This is a genomic window from Ectopseudomonas composti (genome assembly GCF_001567565.1).
In the GTDB taxonomy this organism is placed as follows: domain Bacteria; phylum Pseudomonadota; class Gammaproteobacteria; order Pseudomonadales; family Pseudomonadaceae; genus Aquipseudomonas; species Aquipseudomonas composti_A.
In genome coordinates this window covers 102,340-125,002 of the sequence record NZ_LSSW01000029.1, presented here as the reverse complement: position 1 = coordinate 125,002, position 22,663 = coordinate 102,340, and the positions used below count along the sequence as shown (strand labels likewise).

20 protein-coding genes are annotated in these 22,663 nt (G+C 65.5%); 13 read left to right on the top strand and 7 right to left on the bottom strand.

Annotated elements, in window-relative coordinates:
• Positions 1-166 precede the first annotated feature (166 nt).
• The 6 genes from PCLY_RS17080 (at position 167) to PCLY_RS17055 (ending at position 6,921) form a co-directional block, all read left to right on the top strand.
• Positions 167-622 carry a MaoC family dehydratase gene (locus tag PCLY_RS17080; RefSeq protein ID WP_061240819.1) on the top strand — a complete coding sequence of 152 codons (456 nt, stop codon included), beginning with the start codon at positions 167-169 and terminating at the stop codon, positions 620-622.
• Between the two features lie 136 nt (positions 623-758).
• Entirely contained in the window at positions 759-2,483 is a 1,725-nt protein-coding gene (locus PCLY_RS17075; protein WP_061240818.1) for a C13 family peptidase, read from the top strand.
• Positions 2,484-2,627: 144 nt separating this feature from the next.
• A complete protein-coding gene (locus tag PCLY_RS17070; RefSeq protein ID WP_061240817.1) occupies positions 2,628-3,269 on the top strand; it encodes an oxidoreductase in 642 nt (213 codons plus the stop codon).
• Positions 3,270-3,285: 16 nt separating this feature from the next.
• Positions 3,286-3,630 carry a DUF5629 family protein gene (locus PCLY_RS17065; RefSeq protein ID WP_061240816.1) on the top strand — a complete coding sequence of 115 codons (345 nt, stop codon included), beginning with the start codon at positions 3,286-3,288 and terminating at the stop codon, positions 3,628-3,630.
• A 3-nt stretch (positions 3,631-3,633) separates the two neighbouring features.
• Complete coding sequence (locus PCLY_RS17060; RefSeq protein WP_061240815.1) at positions 3,634-4,245, top strand: class I SAM-dependent methyltransferase; 612 nt, start codon at positions 3,634-3,636, stop codon at positions 4,243-4,245.
• Between the two features lie 66 nt (positions 4,246-4,311).
• A complete protein-coding gene (locus PCLY_RS17055) occupies positions 4,312-6,921 on the top strand; it encodes an EAL domain-containing protein (protein WP_197432200.1) in 2,610 nt (869 codons plus the stop codon).
• Positions 6,922-6,924: 3 nt separating this feature from the next.
• Here the strand turns inward: PCLY_RS17055 and PCLY_RS17050 are convergent, their stop codons facing one another.
• A complete protein-coding gene (locus PCLY_RS17050) occupies positions 6,925-7,551 on the bottom strand; it encodes a response regulator transcription factor (protein WP_061240814.1) in 627 nt (208 codons plus the stop codon).
• Between the two features lie 86 nt (positions 7,552-7,637).
• On the bottom strand, positions 7,638-9,572 hold the full coding sequence (locus PCLY_RS17045) for a PAS domain-containing sensor histidine kinase (protein WP_082768096.1): 1,935 nt from the start codon (positions 9,570-9,572) through the stop codon (positions 7,638-7,640).
• 141 nt (positions 9,573-9,713) lie between these two features.
• Here PCLY_RS17045 and PCLY_RS17040 point away from each other — a divergent pair, with 141 nt between their 5' ends.
• The 6 genes from PCLY_RS17040 (at position 9,714) to PCLY_RS17015 (ending at position 17,578) form a co-directional block, all read left to right on the top strand.
• On the top strand, positions 9,714-11,333 hold the full coding sequence (locus tag PCLY_RS17040; protein WP_061240813.1) for an acyl-CoA synthetase: 1,620 nt from the start codon (positions 9,714-9,716) through the stop codon (positions 11,331-11,333).
• Between the two features lie 125 nt (positions 11,334-11,458).
• Positions 11,459-12,832, top strand: a complete 1,374-nt coding sequence (locus PCLY_RS17035; RefSeq protein ID WP_061240812.1) for a solute carrier family 23 protein — start codon at positions 11,459-11,461, stop codon at positions 12,830-12,832.
• A gap of 60 nt (positions 12,833-12,892) precedes the next feature.
• Positions 12,893-14,665, top strand: a complete 1,773-nt coding sequence (locus PCLY_RS17030; RefSeq protein ID WP_061240811.1) for an acyl-CoA dehydrogenase C-terminal domain-containing protein — start codon at positions 12,893-12,895, stop codon at positions 14,663-14,665.
• Between the two features lie 105 nt (positions 14,666-14,770).
• Positions 14,771-15,949, top strand: a complete 1,179-nt coding sequence (locus PCLY_RS17025; RefSeq protein WP_061240810.1) for an acetyl-CoA C-acetyltransferase — start codon at positions 14,771-14,773, stop codon at positions 15,947-15,949.
• 121 nt (positions 15,950-16,070) lie between these two features.
• Positions 16,071-16,937 (top strand): MBL fold metallo-hydrolase, encoded by an 867-nt coding sequence (locus PCLY_RS17020; protein ID WP_061240809.1) that lies wholly within the window; start codon positions 16,071-16,073, stop codon positions 16,935-16,937.
• Between the two features lie 161 nt (positions 16,938-17,098).
• Positions 17,099-17,578 carry a YbaK/EbsC family protein gene (locus PCLY_RS17015; RefSeq protein WP_061241593.1) on the top strand — a complete coding sequence of 160 codons (480 nt, stop codon included), beginning with the start codon at positions 17,099-17,101 and terminating at the stop codon, positions 17,576-17,578.
• Positions 17,579-17,681: 103 nt separating this feature from the next.
• Here the strand turns inward: PCLY_RS17015 and PCLY_RS17010 are convergent, their stop codons facing one another.
• From PCLY_RS17010 to mpl, 4 genes are read right to left on the bottom strand one after another with little or no spacing between them, the layout of a single operon-like run.
• Positions 17,682-17,960 (bottom strand): YceK/YidQ family lipoprotein, encoded by a 279-nt coding sequence (locus PCLY_RS17010; RefSeq protein ID WP_394326854.1) that lies wholly within the window; start codon positions 17,958-17,960, stop codon positions 17,682-17,684.
• 8 nt (positions 17,961-17,968) lie between these two features.
• Complete coding sequence (locus tag PCLY_RS17005; RefSeq protein WP_394326859.1) at positions 17,969-18,238, bottom strand: DUF2845 domain-containing protein; 270 nt, start codon at positions 18,236-18,238, stop codon at positions 17,969-17,971.
• 22 nt (positions 18,239-18,260) lie between these two features.
• A complete protein-coding gene (gene ubiX / locus PCLY_RS17000) occupies positions 18,261-18,890 on the bottom strand; it encodes a flavin prenyltransferase UbiX (RefSeq protein WP_061240806.1) in 630 nt (209 codons plus the stop codon).
• Positions 18,891-20,246 carry a UDP-N-acetylmuramate:L-alanyl-gamma-D-glutamyl-meso-diaminopimelate ligase gene (gene mpl / locus PCLY_RS16995; protein ID WP_061240805.1) on the bottom strand — a complete coding sequence of 452 codons (1,356 nt, stop codon included), beginning with the start codon at positions 20,244-20,246 and terminating at the stop codon, positions 18,891-18,893. It lies immediately after the preceding gene.
• A 246-nt stretch (positions 20,247-20,492) separates the two neighbouring features.
• Between mpl and PCLY_RS16990 the strand changes: the two genes are divergently transcribed.
• The gene (locus PCLY_RS16990; RefSeq protein ID WP_061240804.1) at positions 20,493-20,948 is read left to right on the top strand and encodes a GNAT family N-acetyltransferase; all 456 of its coding nucleotides are present in this window, start codon (positions 20,493-20,495) and stop codon (positions 20,946-20,948) included.
• A gap of 27 nt (positions 20,949-20,975) precedes the next feature.
• Here PCLY_RS16990 and PCLY_RS16985 read toward each other — a convergent pair whose 3' ends face one another.
• A complete protein-coding gene (locus PCLY_RS16985) occupies positions 20,976-22,559 on the bottom strand; it encodes a serine/threonine-protein kinase (RefSeq protein ID WP_061240803.1) in 1,584 nt (527 codons plus the stop codon).
• Positions 22,560-22,663: the final 104 nt, after the last annotated feature.

Here is a 22,663-nt window from a genome sequence, read left to right as displayed (position 1 = left end):
AGGCCCGATCCCCCTTCACTGGCCCCCGTATTGCTTCGTCGAGCAGGCCTATGCCTCGTCATTCATCACGCCTAGGCAAGCTTGACCCGCTGCCGCCCCCATGATCATGTAGGCCGCAACGGTTTCACGCACACAAGAAAAACACCCGCGTCCTCAAGGAGGAACTATGCCGTTAGTACCCGTAGCAGAGCTCAAGGACTATGTAGGCAAGGAACTCGGCAAGTCCGAGTGGCTGAGCATCGATCAGGAGCGCATCAACCAGTTCGCCGAGTGCACCGGCGACCACCAGTTCATCCACGTCGACCCGGAAAAGGCCAAGCTGACCCCCTTCGGCACCACCATCGCCCACGGTTTCCTGTCGCTGTCGCTGATACCGATGCTGATGGAAAAGATCATGATCCTGCCGCAGGGCCTGAAGATGGCGGTGAACTACGGCCTCGACAGCGTGCGCTTCGTCCAGCCGGTCAAGGTCGACTCCAAGGTGCGTCTGGTGGTGACGCTGATCGAAGCCACCGAGAAGAACCCCGGTCAGTGGCTGCTCAAGGCGCGGACCGTGCTGGAGATCGAAGGTCAGGAGAAACCGGCCTACATCGCCGAACCGCTGACCCTCTGCTTCGTCTGACATCCGCGCGTTCCCGTTTCCGGCTTCAACCGTCGAAACGGGAACCGTCTCGCATCGGCAAAGCGTGCGATGCGGCAGCGCAAGCGTCCAGGCTTGCGGCATACTGCCGCCCAAAGCACCGACCTGGACGTCCGTCATGAATCCTCTCGCCTTGCGTTTGCTGCCTCTGTGCCTCTCCCTGCTGATCGCCGGTTGCGACGAAGCACGCCCGCTGCTGCCAGCCAATGCCACCCTGCCGGATGGCGGCCAGTATCGCGGCGAGATCGTCGACGGCCTGCTGCAGGGCCCGGGGCGCCTGGACTACCGTAATGGCAGCTGGTTCGTCGGCCAGTTCAAGGACGGCATGCTCGAAGGCAGCGGTGAGTGGCAGGGCCCCGGCGGCGAACACTACCTGGGCGAGTTCCATGAAGGTATGTTCCATGGCCAGGGCACCCTGACCTACAGCGACGGCAGCCGTTACCAGGGTGGCTTCGAACGCAACCGATTCAGCGGCGTGGGCCTGCTCGAACAGGGCGGCCAACGCTACCAGGGGGAGTTTCTCAACGACCGCTTCCACGGCCTGGGCAAACTGGAAATGGCCGATGGCAGCAGCTTCCAGGGCCAATTCGTCAACGGCCAGTTGGAGGGCCAGGGCGTGCGCAGCGACGCCTATGGCAATCAGTACAGCGGCGTATTCGTCCAGGGCCTGCTCAGCGGCCAGGGCAGCTACCGCAATGCCGATGGCGACAACTACAGCGGCGGCTTCCTCAACGACGAATTTCACGGCAAGGGCCGTTACCAGAGCGCCAGCGGCGAACTCTGGGCCGGCGAGTTCGTCGAGGGCGTGTTGCAGGGCCCTGGTGAATATACCGACGAAAACGGCACCCGCTACCTCGGCGACTTCGCCGACTGGCAATACGAAGGCGAAGGCCTGCTCACCCTGCCTGACGGCAGCGCTTACCGAGGGCGCTTCTCGGGTGGCGAATACAGCGGCAAAGGCACGCTGACCCTGGCCGATGGCAGCCGCCAGTCCGGCACCTGGCAAAGCGGCCGTCTGGTGCGCGACGAGCAGGGGCAGGTCCTGCCTGACAGCCTCGAGCTGGGCCTGCTGCTGCAAGGACAGCTGCTCGACCAGGCCATTGCCGCCATCCCGGCCTCGACGCCGGCACGCGAACTGTATGCGCTGACCCTGGCCGGTGACGGCAAGCAAAGTGTGTTCATGCGCGAGGCGGACTACGTCAGCCGGCTGATGCGCGAGCGCTTCGGCGCCTATGGCGGCATCACCCTGGTCAACCACCGCGACCATCTCGCCGACCGCCCGCTGGCCACCCGCGAGAACCTCGCCCGCGCGATCCAGGCGCTGGCCGAGCGCAGCGGCGAGGAAGACCTGATCTTCATCTACCTGACCAGCCACGGCTCGCGCCGCCACGAACTCAACCTCGACCAACCGCGCCTGCAACTGGCCGATCTGCCCGCCAGCGAACTGGCCGCCCTGCTCGCCCCCCTCAAGCAGCGCGACAAGGTGGTGGTGATCTCCGCCTGCTATTCCGGTGGTTTCATCCCGCCGCTGAAAGATGAAAAGACCCTGGTGATGACCGCCGCGCGCGCCGACCGGGTGTCCTTCGGCTGCAGCGAGGAAAACGACTTCACCTATTTCGGCCGCGCCCTGTTCGCCGAAGCCCTCGGCGAAACCGACAACCTCGAACGGGCCTTCGAACTGGCCAAGGAACGGGTCGCCGAGCGTGAGCAGAGCGACGGCTTCGAACCGTCCGAACCACAGATCTGGGCGCCACGCGGCGTCCTCCAGCACTGGCGTGAGCTGCGCCAGAGCCAGGCCGAACGGGCGCTCGGCGCCGTGGCCAACGCTCCGACCAAGGACTGACAGGCCGTTGAGAAACACAGGAGAGCCAGGCAAGACGGTTTTTGACGCAGCATTGCCAACGCACGACTGCATGCAGAAAGCCAAAGCCGAGGTAGTTTTTCAACAGCCTGTTAAGCTGAACTGTAACGAACAAGAGACGACTGCATGTACCTGACCCCGCAGCACATCCTCATCGCTGGCGCCACCGGACTCACCGGCGAGCACCTGCTCGACCGTCTGCTCAGCGAGCCGACGGTCGCCCGCGTGCTGGCGCCGACCCGCCGCCCCCTGGCCACGCACCCTCACCTGGAAAACCCGGTGGGTGAACTGCAGACCCTGCTGCCGCAACTGTCCGGCCAGATCGACACCGCTTTCTGCTGCCTGGGCAGCACCATAAAGCAGGCCGGCTCGCAAGAGGCCTTCCGCGCCGTCGACCACGATCTGGTACTGGCCTTCGCGCGCCGCGCTCGCGAGCTCGGCGCGCGGCATCTGGTGGTGATCAGCGCCCTGGGCGCCAACGCCAATTCGTCGGTGTTCTACAACCGCGTCAAAGGCGAGGCCGAAGAAGCGCTGAAAGCCATGGACTGGCCGCAGCTGACCATCGCCCGCCCGTCGCTGCTGCTCGGCACGCGCCATGAGTTCCGTCTCGGTGAGCGCCTGGCGGCGCCGCTGCTGCGCTGGTTGCCAGGCAAGTACCGCGGCATCGACGCCTGCGCCCTGGCCCGCGCCCTGTGGCGTCTGGCCCTGGAGGAGGAAGACGGTGTGCGCGTGATAGAGTCTTCCGACCTGCGCCGCCTGGGGCGCTGATGCCGTGGATGATGCGATGAAACCGACAAGCCTGATCGAGGCCCTGCAAGACGCCGACATGCTGGAGATCGATGGCCTGTATGCCTGGCAGTTCGACCTCGACACCGAATTGCTGGCGCAGATCAGCGCCGGCACGGCTGGCAGCGACAGCTCCGCCAAACCCTTGCTGCAGGTGCACTGCATCGATGGCCGCGAGCGCCGTCTGTGGAAGTTTTCCCTGGCTTCGGTGCAGGCCGCACGCTACAGCGAAGCGGACGACAGCTGGCAGATCGAAAGCAACGAGGTCAGTCACGCCCTCAAGTGTTTCGCCGCCTATCGTGGCGACAACGACGAGGACGACGAAGGGCAAGACGAGGCCTGAGCCATGGGCCTTTATGACCGCCATATCCTGCCGCATCTGATCGATTTCGCCTGCGGCATGGGAGCGGTCATGAAGGCCCGTTCGCAAATCGTGCCGCTGGCGCACGGCCGCGTGCTGGAGATCGGCATCGGCAGCGGCCTCAACCTGAGTTTCTACGATCCGCAGCGGGTCGAGGTGGTCGTTGGCGTCGACCCGTCCGCCGCCATGCAGCGCCTGGCCCGCGAACGCGCCGCACGCTGCCAGGTGCCGGTGGAAATGATCGCCCTGGAGCTGGGCCAGATTCAGGCCGAGGACGCCAGCTTCGACGACATCGTCTGCACCTTCACCCTCTGCACCATCCCCGATGCCGTCGCCGCCCTGCGCGAAATGCGCCGCGTGCTCAAACCCGGTGGTCGCCTGCTGTTCTGCGAACATGGCCTGGCGCCCGACCTGCCAGTGGTGCGCTGGCAACGCCGGCTCACCCCGCTGTGGAAGCCTGTGGCTGGCGGCTGCCATCTGGACCGCGACATACCTGCGCTGATCGCCGCCGGTGGCTTTCACATCCGCCAGCTGGATAGCGGCTACCTGAAGGGGCCAAGGCCCATGACCCATGTCTTTCGCGGCTGGGCCGACTAGCAGCGCGCGACTCGCATCCTCCGTATAGACAGCCATACTGCAGAGCAGATTGCTGGAATTCTGCGAATGGAAATCGACTTGCGTATGTACACCCTCTCCCTGCCACGCCTCGCGCCCCTGTTGCTGTGCCTTGGTCTGCTCAGCTGCACCTTCAGCCTCGCGGCTGAAGCGCGAACCGTAAGGGTCGGCGTGTACGCCAACGAGCCGAAGATATTTGCCGATGGCAACGGGCAACCATCGGGCATTCTCGGCGAACTGCTGCAGGCCATCGCCAACGAGGAAGGGTGGCAGCTGCAGGCAGTGCCCTGTACTTGGCAGCAATGCCTGCAGATGGTGCAGGGCGGCGAGATCGATCTGCTGCCGGATGTGGCCTTCAGTGACGAGCGGGCGAAGACGATGGACTTTCACCAGATTCCGTCGCTGTTCAGCTGGTCGCAGCTTTTCGCCCACGAGACGCTCCAGCTGAGCAGCATGCTTGACCTGCGCGGCCTGCGTATCGCCGCCCTGCAGGGGTCGATCCAGTACCAGTACCTGCAAGACCTGCTCGACGGCTTTGGCCTGCAAGCGCAGATGATTCCACTCGACGACCTGGGCCAGGGCTTCACCATGGTCCTCGACGGCAGAGCCGATGCGGTGGTGGCCAACCAGCTGTTTGGTGACTACCACGCGGCCCGCTACCACCTGAACGCGACCCCGATCATGTTCCAGCCCGCGCAGCTGTTCTACGCCACGCGCAAGGGCAGTAACGGCGAGCTGCTCGGTGCCATCGACCGCCACCTGAAGTCCTGGCAGTCATCGCCCAACTCGATCTACTTCCAGGTGCTGCACCGCTGGAGTGGCGAAGCTCATAGCCACAGCGTTCCCGTCCTGCTCTGGTGGGGCCTGGCGCTGCTGGTCGCACTGCTGAACCTGGCCATTGGCGGCAGCTTGCTATTGCGCCGCCAGGTTGCCGACAAGACCCGTCACCTGAAGACCAGCGAAGCGCGCCTGAACACCATCCTCGACAGCGTCGAAGCGCATATCTACATCAAGGACCCGCAACTGCGTTACCAGTACGCCAATCGCAAGGTCTGCGAACTGTTCAGGCGCAGCGCCGAGCAGGTCATCGGCCACACCGATACCGACTTCTTCGACAGCGATACGGCGCAAGCGCTGGGTATCAACGACCGGCGCGTACTGGCAGGCGAACGCATCGAAAGCGAGGAAACCAACCGCGACCGCCAGGGCCGCAACGAGCGCACCTACTTCTCGGTGAAGCTGCCGCTGCGTGCGGCCGACGGCAGTATCTACGCCCTGTGCGGTATTTCCACCGACATCACCGAGCACAAGAAGAACCTCGAGCAGATCCATCAACTCGCCTACTACGATGCCCTCACCGGCCTGCCCAATCGCCGCCTGTTGCTCGAGCACCTGCAGTTCGCCCTGGCCCGCCGCAAACGCAACCAGCGCGAAGGCGCTCTGCTGTTCATCGACCTGGACAACTTCAAGCTGCTCAACGACACCCTCGGCCACGACATGGGCGACCTGCTGCTGCAACAGGTCAGCGAGCGCCTGCTCAGCCAGATACGCCTCGAGGACAGCCTGTCGCGCCTGGGCGGCGACGAGTTCGTCTTGATTCTGGAAAACCTCGAGCCCGAGCCACAAGCGGCCATCGCCGCCATCGAGCAGGTCGCCGACAAGCTCCTGCGCGCCCTGGCCACCCCGTTCGAGCTGCCCGGCTACAGCCACAGTGGCAGCGCCAGCATCGGCGTAGCGCTGTTCTCCCAACCCCACGAGAAGCCCGAGGAACTGCTCAAGCACGCCGACCTGGCCATGTATGAAGCCAAGGCTGCCGGGCGCAACACCCTGTGCTTCTTCGACCCGCGCATGCAGCAGGCACTGGCGGCACGCGCCACCTTGGAACATGAGTTGCGTCGCGCCTTGAGCGAGGGCCAGTTGCTCCTGCACTACCAGCCTCAGGTCAATGAACAGGGAGAGCTGCTTGGCGCCGAAGCCCTGGTGCGCTGGCAACATCCGCAGCGTGGTCTGGTGCCGCCCGGCGAGTTCATTGCGCTGGCTGAAAGCACCGGGCTGATCCTGCCCATGGGGCGCTGGATCCTGCACACGGCCTGTCAGCAACTTGCATCATGGGCCCGTGATGCGCAGCGCGCCGAGCTGACCGTGGCGATCAACGTCAGCGCCCGCCAGTTCCATCACCCGGACTTCGTCGCCGACGTGCTCGCCGCACTCAAGGAAACCGGAGCCGACCCGCACAGGCTCGAGCTGGAGCTGACCGAGAGCCAGCTGGTTCAGGACATCGAAGCGCTGATCGACAAGATGGTGCAACTCAAGGCCCATGGTGTGCGCTTCTCGCTGGATGATTTCGGCACCGGTTACTCATCGCTCAGTTACCTGAAGCGCCTGCCACTCGACCAGTTGAAGATCGACCGCAGCTTCGTCGGCGATCTGCTCGACAACGCCAGCGACACCGCCATCGTGCGCACCATCCTCGCCCTGGGCCAGGCGCTGGAGTTGCGGGTCATCGCCGAAGGCGTAGAGAGCCAGGCGCAGCGTGATGCCCTGCTAAGCCTGGGCTGCCGTTACTTCCAGGGCTACCTGTATGGTGTCCCGCAGGTGGCCGAACGCATCGGCGTCTATGGCGAAAGCACCCTCGACCTGCCACCGGGCGCGGCCTGAGACTCAGGCACGCAGTGCCAGGCCATCCACCAGACCAGCGGCAATGGCCATCCCCACCAGCTCTGGCAGGCTCTCGGCCTGCATGCGCTTCATCACCCGCGAGCGATACAGGTCGATGGTCTTCACGCTGATATCGAGCTGCTCGGCGACTTCACGGTTGGTGTAGCCGCGCACCAGCGGCAGCAGCACGTCGCGCTCACGCGGAGTCAGCTGGTCGAGTCGCGCCTGAACCTCGGCCAGGCGTGGGTCCTGCCTGGGCACTGGAGCACGGCGCGCCAGCGCCTGCTGCACGCTGTCGAGCAGCAGTTGCTCGTTGTAGGGCTTCTCGATGAAATCCACCGCACCGGCCTTGAATGCGCGCACCACGATAGGCACATCGGCGTGACCACTGACGAAGATCACCGGCAGGTCGATGCCGCGCGCGCGCATCTCCTCCTGGACATTGAGCCCGCCCATGCCCGGCATGCGCACATCGAGCAGTACGCAGGCATTGGCCGCCGCATCGCAGGCGTCGAGAAAGGCGCGACCGTTGGTGAACGGCACGCCGGTAAGGCCCACCGACTCCAGCAGCCAGAGGGTCGAGTCGAGCATGCCCTGGTCGTCATCGACCACATAAACCAGTTGTTGCATCCCTGTGCAGCTCCTCTTGTTGTTATGCGTTTCATCGGTCGCGGCGAACACCCCTCCCACAGCTTGCAAGCTGCGTGGGAGGGGCTTTAGCCGCGACCGTTCGACAACGACTCGTCGTCCCTGCCCAATGGCAGGCGACACTCCAGGCACAGCCCGCCACCGTCGGCGGGAAACGCCTCCAGCGCCCCACCAAAGCCTTCGATGATGCTGCGGCTCATGGACAGGCCAAGCCCCAGGCCATCGGCCTTGCTGGTGTAGAACGGGGTGAACAGCTTGCCCATCTGCTCGTCGCTGACACCCGGCCCCTGGTCGATCACCCGGATCGCCAGGCTGCCACTGCCCTCGCCGGCCTCCAGGCGTATCTGCGACGCAGAGCCCGGATGCCGATCGCGATTGGCCTCGATGGCATTGCGCAGCAGGTTCAGCAACACCTGCTCGAGCAACACACGGTCGGCGAATACCGGCGGCAGATTGTCCGGCAAGGCGTCGCTGACCGCCACCTGCGCCGCGCCCGCCTCCCAGTTGCACAGACGCACGGCTTCGCGCGCCACCTCGGCCAGATCCAGTGCCTGCATGCGCCGCTGGCCCTTGCGCAGGAAGGCGCGCAGACGTTTGATCACCACCGAAGCGTGGTTGGCATGCTCGGTGATCCGCGCCAGCCCCTGGGCCACCTTGCCGACACCTACCGGGTCGCCACCGACGCCCTGCAGGTAACGCTGGCTGGCGCTGGCGTAGTTGACTACCGCCGCCAGCGGCTGGTTGATCTCATGGGCGATGCCGGAGGCCAGCTCGCCCAGGGTGATCAGGCGCGTGGTGTGCGCCAGCTCGTCCTCCAGGCGCCGCTTGTTTTCCTCGGCATGGATGCGCGCGGTGATGTCGCGCGAGACGCTGACCACTTCCACCACCGCACCGGTATAGGTCTCGCGGATGGCGCGACTGGCGGTCTCGAACCAGAGATAGTGACCGTCGCGATGACGAATGCGATAGGTCATGGTGTGGTAGCCGTCCTGCTCCAGCGCCTCACGAGCCTGCTGCGCCTGCTGGGTCTGATCCAGAGGGTGCAACAGGCTGTCGACGCTGCGCCCACGCAACTCCTCCGGCCAGTAGCCGAGCAGCGTCCAGCTCGCCGGCGAGGCATCGAGGAAAACGCCATCAGGCGTGTGGCGGGAAATCAGGTCCGTGGTGTTCTCGGTGATCAGGCGATACAGGCGGCGCGCCCGCGCCGCTTCGCGTTGCTCGCGAATTTCCTGGGTCGCCTCACGGCAGCGCGCCAGCACGCGGCGCTCAGCCAGGTCGGGAATGAAGCTCCAGATCAGGATGCGTTCGCCGTCCTGCGCCTCCACCGCCTCGATGGCGCGGCCCTGCTCCAGGCAGGCGCGCACCAGTGGTACATGGTTGACCGGCAGCAAAGCGTCGACCTGCGCCAACGTGCGTTCGCCGAGCAGCCCCTGCAACGCCTGGTTGAATTCCAGCGCCCGCGCCTGTTCGTCGAGCAGCAGCGCCGGCTGCGGGTCGGCCGACAGCAGCGGCGCACTGCGAGCCATGCCACCGGCCAGCGCGACCAGTTGCGCGAGCAGCTCGCGTAGCCAGGGTAGCCATTCCAGGCCGGCGTTCTCGTCGACCTGAAGCAACAGCAGGCCGGCCGCGCCCGGCTCCAGACTCAGCGCCAGCGCCTGACCGTGGTGAATCGCCGCGCGGCGCAGTCGCCCGGCCAGCCAGCAGGGCAACTGACGCAGCGTCTCCAGGCTCAGACAAGGTTGCGACGCCAGCGCCTCGAACAGCGCCTGGTCGCTGGCCGCCAGCGGATCCCCCTGGCCCGGCGGCAACCGCGGCCCGTTGTCGTCCTGGGCGTAGGTGCGGCTGGCCGGCTGCCAGGTCAGGTACCAGGCCTGGCGCACCTGCGGGCAGCCCAGCACGGCACGACGCAAAGCGGCCGCCCGCTCGTTGAGGGATGGCGCTTCGCGCTGGATACGCAGCCAGGCCTGCAGCGGCACCGCCGCCTGATCACTCGAAAGATTCATATAGTAATTATTCTATAAAACCTTGGTACAACTTCCATAAAAAATAGAAATGACCTATAAATTACCGCCAGTAAGCTTCGGTAATGCCTGCATCATTACCGGAATAACCAGAGCTAACAATCAGCCAAAGGTGTATCCGCCATGTCGATCTACGAGCAGGGCCTCGGCCGCGCCGCCGTCAACCATGTCGCCCTCAGCCCCCTGAGCTTCATCGAACGCACGGCGGCGGTGTACCCGCACTACCCGGCGGTGGTGCACGGCTCGATTCGTCGCGACTGGGCCGAAACCTACGCACGCTGCCGGCGCCTGGCCTCGGCGCTGGCCGGGCGCGGCATTGGCAAGGGCGATACGGTGGCGGTGATGCTGCCGAACATTCCGGCGATGCTCGAAGCGCATTTCGGCGTGCCGATGATCGGCGCCGTGCTCAACACCCTCAATGTGCGTCTGGACGCCGAAGCCATCGCTTTCATGCTGCAGCATGGTGAAGCCAAGGTGGTGATCGCCGACCGCGAGTTCTTCGACGTGGTGCACGCCGCCATCGGCATGCTCGACCATCCGCCACTGGTGATCGATGTCGACGACCCCGAGTACGGCGAAGGCCAGGCGGTCAGCGACCTGGACTACGAGGCCTTCCTCGCCGAGGGCGACCCCGAGTTCGCCTGGCAGTGGCCGACGGATGAGTGGCAGGCCATCAGCCTCAACTACACCTCCGGCACCACCGGCAACCCCAAGGGCGTGGTCTATCACCACCGCGGCGCCTTCCTCAACGCCATGGGTAACCAGATGACCTGGAACATGGGCAACCACCCGGTTTACCTGTGGACCTTGCCGATGTTCCACTGCAATGGCTGGTGCTACCCCTGGACCATCACCGCCCTGGCCGGCGTGCACGTATTCCTGCGCCGCGTCGACCCGGCGAAGATCCTCACCCTGATCCGCGACGAGCAGGTCAGCCACCTGTGCGGCGCGCCCATCGTGCTCAATGCGCTGGTGAACATGCCGGCCGAGGCCAAGGCGGCCATCGATCATCCGGTCAAGGCCATGGTCGCCGGCGCCGCGCCACCGGCCAAGGTGATCGGTGCGGTGGAAGAGATGGGCATTTCCGTGACCCACGTCTACGGCCTCACCGAGGTCTACGGGCCGGTGACCCTGTGCGCCTGGCACGCCGAATGGGACGAACTGCCGCTGGAGGAACGCGCCACCATCAAGGCGCGCCAGGGCGTGCGCTACCCGACCCTGGAAGGGGTGATCGTCGCCGACCCGAAAACCCTGGAACCGGTGCCGCGTGATGGCCAGACCATCGGCGAGATCTTCATGCGCGGCAACACCGTGATGAAGGGCTACCTGAAGAACCCCAGCGCCACCGCCGAAGCCTTCGAGGGCGGCTGGTTCCACACCGGCGACCTGGGCGTATGCCACGCAGACGGCTACGTGGAAATCCGCGACCGCCTCAAGGACATCATCATCTCCGGCGGCGAGAACATCTCCACCATCGAGGTCGAGGGCGTGCTCTATCGCCACCCCGCCGTACTGGAGGCGGCCGTGGTCGCCCGACCGGACGAGAAATGGGGCGAGACGCCCTGCGCCTTCATCACCCTCAAGACCGGCCAGCAGGTCAACGACAGCGACATCATGACCTTCTGCCGCGAGCACCTGGCTGGCTTCAAGGTGCCCAAGACCGTGGTCTTCACCCAACTGCCGAAGACCAGCACCGGCAAGATCCAGAAGTTCGTCCTGCGCGACATGGCCAAGGCCCTTTGATCACGTAGCCCGGATGCAATCCGGGGACAGCGATTCGGATTCCCCGGATTGCATCCGGGCTACGGCACAACCGCACCGTTTTCACAACAACAAGAACCGGCCAAGACGGCCGACGGAGAACCCTCATGCAAATTTTCAAGCGCCGTGACGGCGATGAGCAACCGCACTGGCCTCTCGGCCCGTTCAAGCTGCGCCTGCCCTTCGTGCATTACCGCTGGGAAACCGCCGAGATGCTGCAGGCGCTGATCATGTTCGTGGTCAGCCTGGCGATGATCCCGCTGCTGGAGAAGTACCTCGGCCTGCCCTACGACGTGGCCCTGGCCTACGTGGTGGTATGTGGCATCGGCTTCATGTTGCCGGCGCTGCTCGGCGTGCCACTGGTGCCCGGCTGGATCACCCCCGGCATCCCTGTGGTGCTGCTGTTTCTCGGCAACTACGAGCCCGGCCCGCAAGCGATCCAGGCGCTGTTCGCCCTGCAGTTCCTGGTGTTCGTGATCTTCCTGTTCCTCGGCGTGACCCGCCTGGGCAGCGCCCTGGTGCGGCTGATCCCCAACTCGATGAAGGGCGGCATCATCATCGGCGCCGGTATCGCTGCGCTGATGGGCGAGATCAGCGCCGGCGGCCGCCTGGCCAACACGCCGATCTCCCTGGTGCTGGGCAGCCTGATCTGCCTCTACCTGATGTTCTCGGTGTCGTTCAAGGGCCTGACCGAACGCGTGCCGCTGGCACGCAAGATCGTCAACTACGGCATGGTACCGGGCATGCTGATCGCCATTTTCATCGGCATCGCCGTGGGCGAATACAAGATGCCGGACGTGAAATGGGGCATCACCGCGCCGGCCTTCGGCGAGATGTGGAACTACCTGCCGTTCAATGTCGGCTTCCCCGGCCTGGACGTGTTCATGCTGGCGGTGCCTACCGCAGTGATCGCCTACGTGATCGCCTTCGGCGACATCATCGTCGGTCAGTCACTGATGCAACGCGCCGATGAACTGCGTACCGACGAGGTGATCGAAAACAACGTCGACCGCATCCACCTGGTGACTGCCATCCGCAACGCCCTGCACGCCTTCTTCGCGCCCTACCCGGGCCTGGCCGGCCCGCTGTGGACGGCCGTGGCGGCGACCATGGCCGAGCGCTACAAGTACGGACGCAAGGCGATGGACTCGATCTACAGCGGTGCTGGCACCTTCTGGATCACCGGCTTCGCCGCGCTGTTCATGCTGCCGCTGGTCAGCTTCTTTCAGCCGGTGCTGCCGATCGCCCTGTCGCTGACGCTGATCCTCACCGGCTATATCTGCCTGATGGTCGGTTTCGAGCAACTGAACAACAACACCGAACGCGGCATCGCCGGCACCATGGGTGTGGTGCTCGCCGTCTACGGCGCAGGCTGGGGCCTGGCCGCAGGCGCGGCGCTGTACATTCTGGTCGAACGCACCCATCTGCTTAAATTCACCAGCGTCACAGATAAGCCGCAGAATCCGGCGCAAGCCGACTGACGCTTTTTCGTTCCACACGCGCCGCGCTTGTCGCGGCGCCCCTGCTGTCGAGGTTGCACCATGCCCGAGTTCAACGCCCCGTTGCGCGACATGCGCTTCGTCCTTCATGACGTGTTCCAGGCGCCCAGCCTGTGGGCGCGCCTGCCGGCCCTGGCGGAAACCGTCGATGCCGACACCGCAGACGCCATCCTCGAAGAAGCGGCCAAGGTCACCGGCGGCCTGATCGCCCCGCTCAACCGCAGCGGCGACGAGGAAGGCGCGCAGTGGGAAGGCGGTGACGTGCGCACCCCGGCCGGTTTCCGCGAAGCCTATGCCACCTACACCGAGGGCGGCTGGGTCGGCCTCTCCGGCAACCCCGAGTACGGCGGCATGGGCATGCCCAAAATGCTCGCCGTGGCCTTCGAGGAAATGCTCTACGCCGCCGGTTCCAGCTTCGCCCTGTACTCGGCACTGAGCTCCGGCGCCTGCCTGGCTATCGACGCCCACGCCAGCGATGAACTGAAAACCACCTACCTGCCACCGATGTACGAGGGGCGCTGGGCCGGCTCCATGTGCCTGACCGAGGCCCATGCCGGTACCGACCTCGGCATTATCCGCACCCGCGCCGAACCGCAGGCTGATGGCAGCTACCGCATCACCGGCAGCAAGATCTTCATCACCGGCGGCGAGCAGGACCTGACCGAGAACATCATCCACCTGGTACTGGCCAAGCTGCCGGACGCGCCGGCCGGGCCGAAAGGCATCTCGCTGTTTCTGGTGCCCAAGGTCATGGTGAACGCCGACGGCGGCCTGGGCGAGCGGAACGCGGTGAGCTGCGGCTCCATCGAGCACAAGATGGGCATCAAGGCCTCGGCCACCTGCGTGATGAACTTCGACGGCGCCACCGGCTACCTGATCGGTGAGCAGAATCGCGGCCTGGCGGCGATGTTCACCATGATGAATTACGAGCGCCTGTCCATCGGCATCCAGGGTATCGGCTGCGCCGAGGCGTCCTACCAGTCGGCGGTCGGCTACGCCCGCGAGCGCATCCAGAGCCGCGCTGCCACCGGTCCGGTGACCCCCGACAAGGTCGCCGATCCGATCATCGTGCATGCCGACGTGCGCCGCATGCTGCTGACCATGAAGGCGCTGAATGAGGGCGGACGCGCCTTCGCCTGCTACGTCGGCCAGCAGCTCGACCTGGCCAAGTACGCCGAGGACGCGGATGAGCGGCACAACGCCGAAGCCCTGGTCGCCCTGCTCACCCCGGTAGCCAAGGCCTTCTTCACCGACACCGGGCTGGAAAGCTGCGTGCACGGCCAGCAGGTATTCGGTGGCCACGGTTACATCCGCGAATGGGGCCAGGAACAGCTGGTGCGCGACGTGCGCATCGCACAGATCTACGAAGGCACCAACGGCATCCAGGCGCTCGACCTGCTGGGGCGCAAGGTGGTGGCCAATGGCGGCGCCGCACTGCGCCTGTTCGCCGGTGAGGTGCGCGATTTCGCCCACGCCAACGAGTCGCCTTTTGGCGAGATCCTGGTCGAAGCGCTGGAGCGCCTGGAGGCCGTCAGCGGCTGGCTGCTGGAGCAGGCCAAGGCCGACCCGAACTCGGTGGGCGCCGCCTCGGTGGAATACCTGCACCTGTTCGGCTACGTCGCCTACGCCTATATGTGGGCGCGCATGGCCGCCGTGGCGCAGCGCAAGCAGAGCGAAGACGCAGCCTTCTACAGCGCCAAGCTGGCCACCGCCGAATTCTTCTTCGCCCGCCTGCTGCCGCGCACCCTGAGCCTGGAGGCGAGCATTCGCGCCGGCAGCCAGTCTCTTTACGGCTTGGCCGCCGAACAGTTTTGAACAGTTGAGCGTGTTGCGCGGCCGCTTCGGCGCCGCGCCTTTTTATTCCCCCAGGGCGTGCTCTGCACACCCACAGATTGCGCCGGATAGCGGCGAGGATTAGTTATGCGTGAAGTCGTGATAGTCGCCGCCTGCCGTACCGCCATCGGCAGCTTCCAGGGATCGCTGAGCCGCATCCCGGCACCGGAGCTGGGCGCGATAGTGATACGCGAACTGCTGGCTCGTAGCGGCGTGGATGAGGCCCAGGTGGACGAGGTCATCCTCGGCCAGGTGCTCAGCGCCGGCAGCGGACAGAACCCGGCGCGCCAGAGCGCCCTGCTCGCCGGCCTGCCGCACACGGTGCCGGCCATGACCCTGAACAAGGTCTGCGGCTCCGGCCTCAAGGCGGTGATCCTCGGCGCCCAGGCCATTCGCGGTGGCGACGCCGAAATCATCATCGCCGGCGGCCAGGAAAACATGAGCCTGGCGCCCTACGTCATGCCCGGCGCCCGCACTGGCCTGCGCATGGGCCACGCACAGCTGGTCGACACCATGATCCAGGACGGCCTGTGGGACGCCTTCAACAACTACCACATGGGCATCACCGCCGAGAACCTGGCTGAGCAATACGGCATCAGCCGCGCCGAACAAGACGCCTTTGCCCTGCGCTCGCAGCAACGCGCGCAGGCGGCCATTCTCGCCGGACGCTTCAGCGATGAGATCGTCCCGGTCACGGTGCCCCGCCGTGGCGCCGAAGCACTGATCGTCGAACGTGACGAACAGCCGCGCGCCGACGCCAGCCTGGACAGCCTCGGCAAGTTGCGCCCGGCATTCAAGAGCGACGGTACGGTGACCGCCGGCAACGCCTCGACCCTCAACGACGGCGCCGCCGCAGTGCTGCTGATGAGCGCCGAGAAAGCCGCAGAGTTGAACCTGCCGGTGCTGGCGCGCATTGCCGCCCACGCCAGCGCCGGGGTCGATCCGGCGGTGATGGGCATCGGCCCGGTGTTCGCCAGCTGCAAGGCGCTGGAGCGCGCCGGCTGGAGCCTGGAGCAGCTCGACCTGATCGAGGCCAACGAAGCCTTTGCTGCCCAGGCCATCGCCGTCGGCCGCGAACTGCATTGGGACAGCGCCAAGGTCAACGTCAATGGCGGCGCCATCGCCCTTGGCCACCCCATCGGCGCGTCCGGCTGCCGCATTCTGGTCAGCCTGATCCACGAAATGCAGCGCCGCGATGCCCGCCGTGGCCTCGCCACCCTGTGCATCGGCGGCGGCCAGGGCGTGGCCCTGGCCATCGAACGCTAGCCCGGAGCCAACGAGCCGCTGGCTGTATAAAGCGCCAGCTGGCCTACGCCAGCATCAGCCGCACGCTGGATCACGCTCACCGATCCACCCTGCAAGCCCAGAGAAGAACAAGAGAAAGCCCATGCGAACCCTGACCACACTGACCGGCAACAGCCAGAAACTCGATGGCGGCGCCATGTTCGGCAATGCCCCCAAGGCCCTCTGGCAGCGCTGGATGCCAGCCGACGAGCTGAACCGCATCGACCTCGGCTGCCGCGCCCTGCTGGTGCAGGAGGATGAGCGCAACATCCTCATCGAGACGGGCATCGGCGCCTTCTTCAGCCCCGAGCTGAAGCAGCGTTTCGGCGTACAGGAAGATCGCCATGTGCTGCTCGACAGCCTGACCGCGCTGGGCCTGAGCGACGCCGACATCGATATCGTGGTGCTCACCCACCTGCACTTCGACCACGCCGGCGGCCTGCTCGCCGCCTGGCAGGCAGATCAGCCCGCTCGCCTGCTGTTTCCCAACGCCCGGTTCATCACCGGCCGTCGTCAATGGCAGCGCGCACGCCACCCTCATGCCCGCGACCGCGCCTCCTACATCCCGGAGCTGCTCGATCTGCTGGAACACAGCGGCCGCCTGCTGCTGATCGATGACACCGACAGCTGCGAGCTGCTCGGCCCCGACTGGCGCCTGCACTGGAGCGACGGCCACACACCCGGCCAACTGCTACCGGAAGTGGCCATGCCGGGCGGACCGGTGGTATTTCCCGGTGACCTGATTCCCGGCGCGCCCTGGGTGCATCTACCGATCACCATGGGTTACGACCGTTTCCCTGAAGGCCTGATCGAGGAGAAGGAAGCACTGCTCGCGGACCTGTTTTCACGCGGCGGGCGGCTGGTCTTCACCCATGATCCAGAGGTGGCCATGGGCCGGGTAACGCGAGATGAAAAAGGTCGTTATGGGCTTGATGAGGCGTCGAAAACGACACATCTGCTAGCGAACTGACAGCATCAGGCCTTGACGTGCCGGCCATGCAGCGCGAGCATGGCCGCTTGTTTTTTCGCCGTGTTCACGACCACGCTGGCGCCAGCAAGGCGCTGCTGCTGGCCAGCAGCAGACTGGCCACCGCGTCGTGTGCACCTCGACAGCCCTGGGGGAATCGCTTCATGAGCCTGGCCTCTGTACGCGCCTTCTTCGCCGCCAAGGCGCCCGAAATTTCGATCATCGAGCTGCAGTCCAGTACCGCCACCGTGGCGCTGGCTGCCGAGGCACATGGCGTTTCGCCGGGCCAGATCGCCAAGACCCTGGCCTTTCGCATCGCCGAACGCGACGTGCTGATCGTCGCCCGCGGTGACGCCCGCATCGACAACCGCAAGATGAAGGAATGCTTCAGCGCCAAGGCGCGCATGCTCGATGCGCAGACGGTGATCGAGTTGACCAGCCATCCAGTGGGCGGCGTCTGCCCGTTTGGCCTGGCCACGCCGCTCAGCGTCTACTGCGACCGCTCGCTGTTGGCCTTCGATGAGGTGCTGCCAGCGGCCGGCGCCACCCACAGCGCCGTGCGCATTACCCCGCAGCGCATGGCCGAACTGGTCGATGCCGAGTGGATCGATGTGTGTCAGGAAGTGGAAACGCAAGCCTGCTGAACAGCTCGACGCAAGCGTAGGGTGCGCACAGCGGAACACTGTGGTGTCGGAAGGTGTGTAGCCCGGATGCAATCCGGGGCCGAGTGTGGCGTATCTAGCTGGCCTACAGCCCGCCGCTGACACCCAGGCTCAGCCCCAGTGCGGTGGCCAGGGAAAGGGGCAGCAGCAGGGTATCGAGCAGTGCACTGGCGGGCAGATCCAGCCCTGCATACCGCGGCGCCTCGGCACCAAAACGGTCCATCGGGCAGCAGCCACCATTGAGCGCATACCAGTCCAGTCGCGTGCCGGCGTAAACCACCGGCGCGTCGGGCTTTGCCGCATCCAGAGTACGCACGGTGGCACAACCGGTCAGGTTCAGCGCCAGCAGCAAGGTGAGCGCCATGGGCCGCTTCATCCGCGTTCGACCCTTATCTCCACCAGCTTGCCATCGAGAAAGCGCAAGTAGCGATAGACGCCGTTGCGTGGCCCGTACACCCAACGTTCCACCGTCACCCCGCCGCCCTGCGGACTGCTCGGGGGCGTTACCTCGCGCTGATCGGGCTCACCACATTTGCGCAACACGTCGACACTCAGCTCACCCTCGTAAACCAGCGAGGTACCACAGCGCATCGAGGCCTCGGCCGCCGGCAGCAACGCCAAGGTGAGCGCGCTTGCCAGCAAACAACGACTGGTAATGGACACCTTACTCATCCGACACCAGATGATGCTCGCCCCAGCGCGGCAGCATGTCCTGGGGAATGCCCAGGCAATTGAGGATGCGCGCGACGACGAAATCCACCAGGTCATCCAGCGTCTGCGGCTGGTGATAGAAGCCCGGCGAGGCCGGCAGGATGGTCACGCCCAGGTTGGACAGCTTGAGCATGTTCTCCAGATGGATGCTTGAGTAAGGCGCCTCACGCGGCACCAGAATCAGCTGGCGGCGCTCCTTCAACGCCACGTCGGCGGCGCGCTCGATCAGGTTGTTACAGGCGCCGGTGGCGATGGCCGACAAAGTGCCGGTGCTGCACGGCACCACCACCATGGCAGTGGGCGCCCCGGAGCCGGAAGCCGCCGGGGCCATCCAGTCTTCCTTGCCGTAGACGCGAATCTGCCCGGGCGCCGCGCCGGTGTACTCGGTGAGGAACTGCGCCATGGACTGCGGCTTGGCCGGCAGGGCCACGTCGGTCTCGGTGGCCATCACCAGTTGCGCAGCCTTGGAGATCAGGAAGTGCACCTCGCGATCTTCCTGCACCAGGCAATCGAGCAGGCGCAGGCCGTATTGCGCGCCCGAGGCGCCGGTCATGGCCAGGGTGACTCTCTCAGGTCCGGACATTCATCCCTCCAGAGCTGCTGCCAGCTTGCCATGCAGGCCGCCGAAGCCGCCGTTGCTCATGATCACCACCTGGGTACCAGGTCGCGCCAGCGCCTTCACACCGTCGATGATCGACTCCAGCGAATCGCACACCCGCGTCGGGTTGCGCGCCTGTGCCACGGTGGCGGCCAGGTCCCAGCCGAGATTGGCCGGCGCGTACCAGAACACCGCGTCGGCCTGCTCGGCAGACTCGGCCAGGCCGTCGCGGTGGGCGCCGAGCTTCATCGAATTGGAGCGCGGCTCGATCACCGCGATCACCTGGGTGTCGTCACCGACGCGCTTGCGCAGGCCATCGAGTGTCGTGGCGATGGCAGTCGGGTGATGGGCGAAGTCGTCGAAGACGGTCACACCAGCCACCTCGGCGACCTTCTCCATGCGCCGCTTGGCGTTGACGAACAGGCCCAGCGCCTCGATACCCAGCGCCGGCACCACGCCGACATGGCGCGCCGCCGCCAGCACGGCCAAGGCGTTGGCGACGTTGTGCTGGCCGGTCAGTTGCCAGTCCACCACGCCCTCGACCTTGCCGTCGAAACTCACCTCGAAACGCGAGCCATCCGCGCTGAGCAGGCGCGCCTGCCATTGGCCGCCTTCGCCGGTGGTCTGCACAGGCGTCCAGCAACCCATCTCGATGACCCGCGCCAGCGCCGTTTCGCTGGCCGGATGGATAACCAGGCCCTCGCTCGGGATGATGCGCACCAAATGGTGGAACTGCCGCTCGATGGCCGCCAGATCAGGGAAGATATCCGCGTGATCGAACTCCAGATTATTGAGGATCGCCGTGCGCGGGCGGTAGTGAACGAACTTGCTGCGCTTGTCGAAGAAAGCGCTGTCGTACTCGTCGGCCTCGACCACGAAGAACGGCGTGTCACCCAAACGAGCGGAAATCCCGAAGTTCTGCGGCACGCCGCCGATCAGAAATCCCGGCGCCATGCCGGCGTGCTCCAACACCCAGGCCAGCATGCTGGAACTGCTGGTCTTGCCATGGGTGCCGGCCACTGCCATCACCCAGCGCCCCTGCAGCACATGGTCGGCCAACCACTGCGGGCCGGACACATAAGGCAGGCCCTTGTTCAGCACATACTCCACCGCCGGGTTGCCGCGGCTCATGGCATTGCCCACCACCACCAGGTCGGGCGCCGGCTGCAGATGCGCCGGGTCAAAGCCCTGCATCAACTCGATGCCCTGAGCTTCGAGCTGGGTACTCATGGGCGGGTAGACGTTGGCATCGGAACCGGTGACGCGGTGGCCGAGTTCCTTGGCCAGAACGGCCAGCGACCCCATGAAGGTGCCGCAGATGCCGAGAATGTGAATGTGCATGAATGACCTCTGAACATGCCCAACGACGGGGCGTGAAGCGATGGCGGCAGGTTAGCACAGCGCCCGCCAGGCGACCGCTGCCCCTGTTCAGACAGACGCACGAATACCAAGTTGCCCAACCAGGATCAAATCAAACGCTTGCTTGGATTGCGCTTTCAACTGGCTTTGAGGCAGCATCGGCTGACCGCTGGCACAACAGCTGCATCGCCACTCCTGCCCTATTACAGAGAGAAGCCGAGGCCCACCATGCGCATCGTCCAAGCCACCCTGGAGCACCTGGACCTGTTGACCCCGCTGTTCGTCAAATACCGCGAGTTCTACAACGAACTGCCCTACCCCGAGTCGTCGCGCAAGTTTCTCGAGAAGCGCCTGCGCCGCAAGGAGTCGGTGATCTACCTGGCGCTGGCCGACGACGAAGACAAGCTGCTCGGCTTCTGCCAGCTGTACCCCAGCTACTCTTCGCTGTCGCTCAAACGCGTGTGGATTCTCAACGACATCTATGTGGCCGAGGAGGCACGCCGGCAACTGGTCGCCGACCGCCTGCTGCACACTGCCAAGCAGATGGCCAAGGAAACCAGCGCCGTGCGCATGCGCGTTGCCACCAGCCGCGACAACGAGGTAGCGCAGAAGGTCTACGAGTCCATCGGCTTCATCGAGGATGAGCAGTTCAAGAACTACGTGCTGCCCATCAACTCCGATTGAGCGAGACGTCGATACGGCGGCTGCCCGTCAGCCGCCAAGACTCAGCAGCAGCCCCAGCAGCAACGGCAGCATGACCAGCCCCAGCGCAGCCAGACGCGACGGCCGCAAGGGCGCGCGCTGCAGCGCCTGACTGCGACGCGCCTGCAAGGGCTGCTGCAAAGCCAGTTGCAACTCCGACAGTGCCTCGAAGCGCGCCTGCGGTTGCGGCGCCAGTGCGCGGGCGAGCACGCCATCCCAGCCTTGCGGCACATGCCCGGCAAAGGTCGCCAGCGGGACGTAGCAATGGCCAGGGCCGACATCGCTGCGCGCGGCCTCCGGCCATTGCCCAGACATCAGCCAGTAGACCAGAGCCGCCAGGGCGAACTGGTCGGCACGACCATCCAGCGCTCGACCGCTGCGCAGTTCCGGGGCCAGTGGCACCGCCTGTTCGGGCACCGGTTGACGTCCAACGCCAGGCAGGATGGCAGCCACCCCCGGCAGCAACAGCACCCGGCCATCATCACCGAGCAGAATCTGCCTGGGATTCAACCAGAGCCCCTGCATACCGCGACGCTGCAACGAGCGCACGGCGGCGATCAGCTGCGTCAATATGGCCAGCAGCATCGGCACATCCGGCGCACCGCGAGCGGCCACCCAGTCGAGCAGATTGCGCATGTCACGGGGAGGTTTGCCCAGCACCACATAGGCATGACTGCGCGCCTGCCGCGACGACAACACCTGAGGTAGCGCCTGCTGCGGACTACGGCGCAAGACCCACTCGCGCTGCCAGAACGCCTCATCGGCATCCGCCTCGGCGAACCAGAGCACGGCCTCGCGTCCGCCTTCATCACGCCCGACAAACATCCGTCCAGGCGGCCCATAAGGGCATTCTCGCAAAAGCGTCCAGCCGTCGAACTGCTGACCACTGGCGACCTGTACCAGGGCTGGGCGTACCGGGCTCGGCAGCGCAGGCTCATGTCCCTGGTGCTCGCCTACGCGCAACAGCGCCGCCGCCCCAGGCGCCTGCAACAGCGGCTGCACCAGCGCCTCCAGTGGCGGTTGCGCCTGGCTGCACAGCGGGCGCAGTTCGCTGACATCGAGCAAAGGTTGTGGCGCCAGCAACAGGTGCTCGCCATGGCTCGGCAGCAGGCTGTGCTGCACCAGCGCCAGTTCGGCCTGAGTGCCCAGAGCCTGGCCCTCGCGCCCGCTGAGGACATGCAGCTGTTTATTCTGCGCACGCGCCAGGCCAACGCTACCCGCCTGCAGAAACTGCAGTTCATCGCCCTGGACCAGCAGCACGCCCGCATGCAGTTCAGCGATCTGCTGCCCGCCCTGCTGTCGTCGAAACAGCTGCAGATTCAGGGCCGCGAGCACCTGCCTCGCTGCCTGGGTTTCGCTCCAGCCCTGCGGCGTACAGCGAAAATCGGCGAACAGGGCATCGAGTTGCAGCTCCAGTGCTTGCACCACATCAGGGCAGTGCCGCGCCCATAGCAGCATGACCAACAGCAACGGTGGGCGTTGCTGGCGACCGGCCAGCCACATCGCCCGAGCCCGCGCGGCCTGGTGCGGCAAGTCCAGTCCAGCACCACAAGCCACACTGATTCCGGGGTGTTCCAACAATTGCAGCGCCATGCTCAGCCCTCCTGCTGCAGCGAAGCTGAATGGGACGTTGCAGCCTTTATGCCGACTTGTAGCGAGAGCCTGGCGCCCTTATGTTTACCAGACCTTCTCAACGA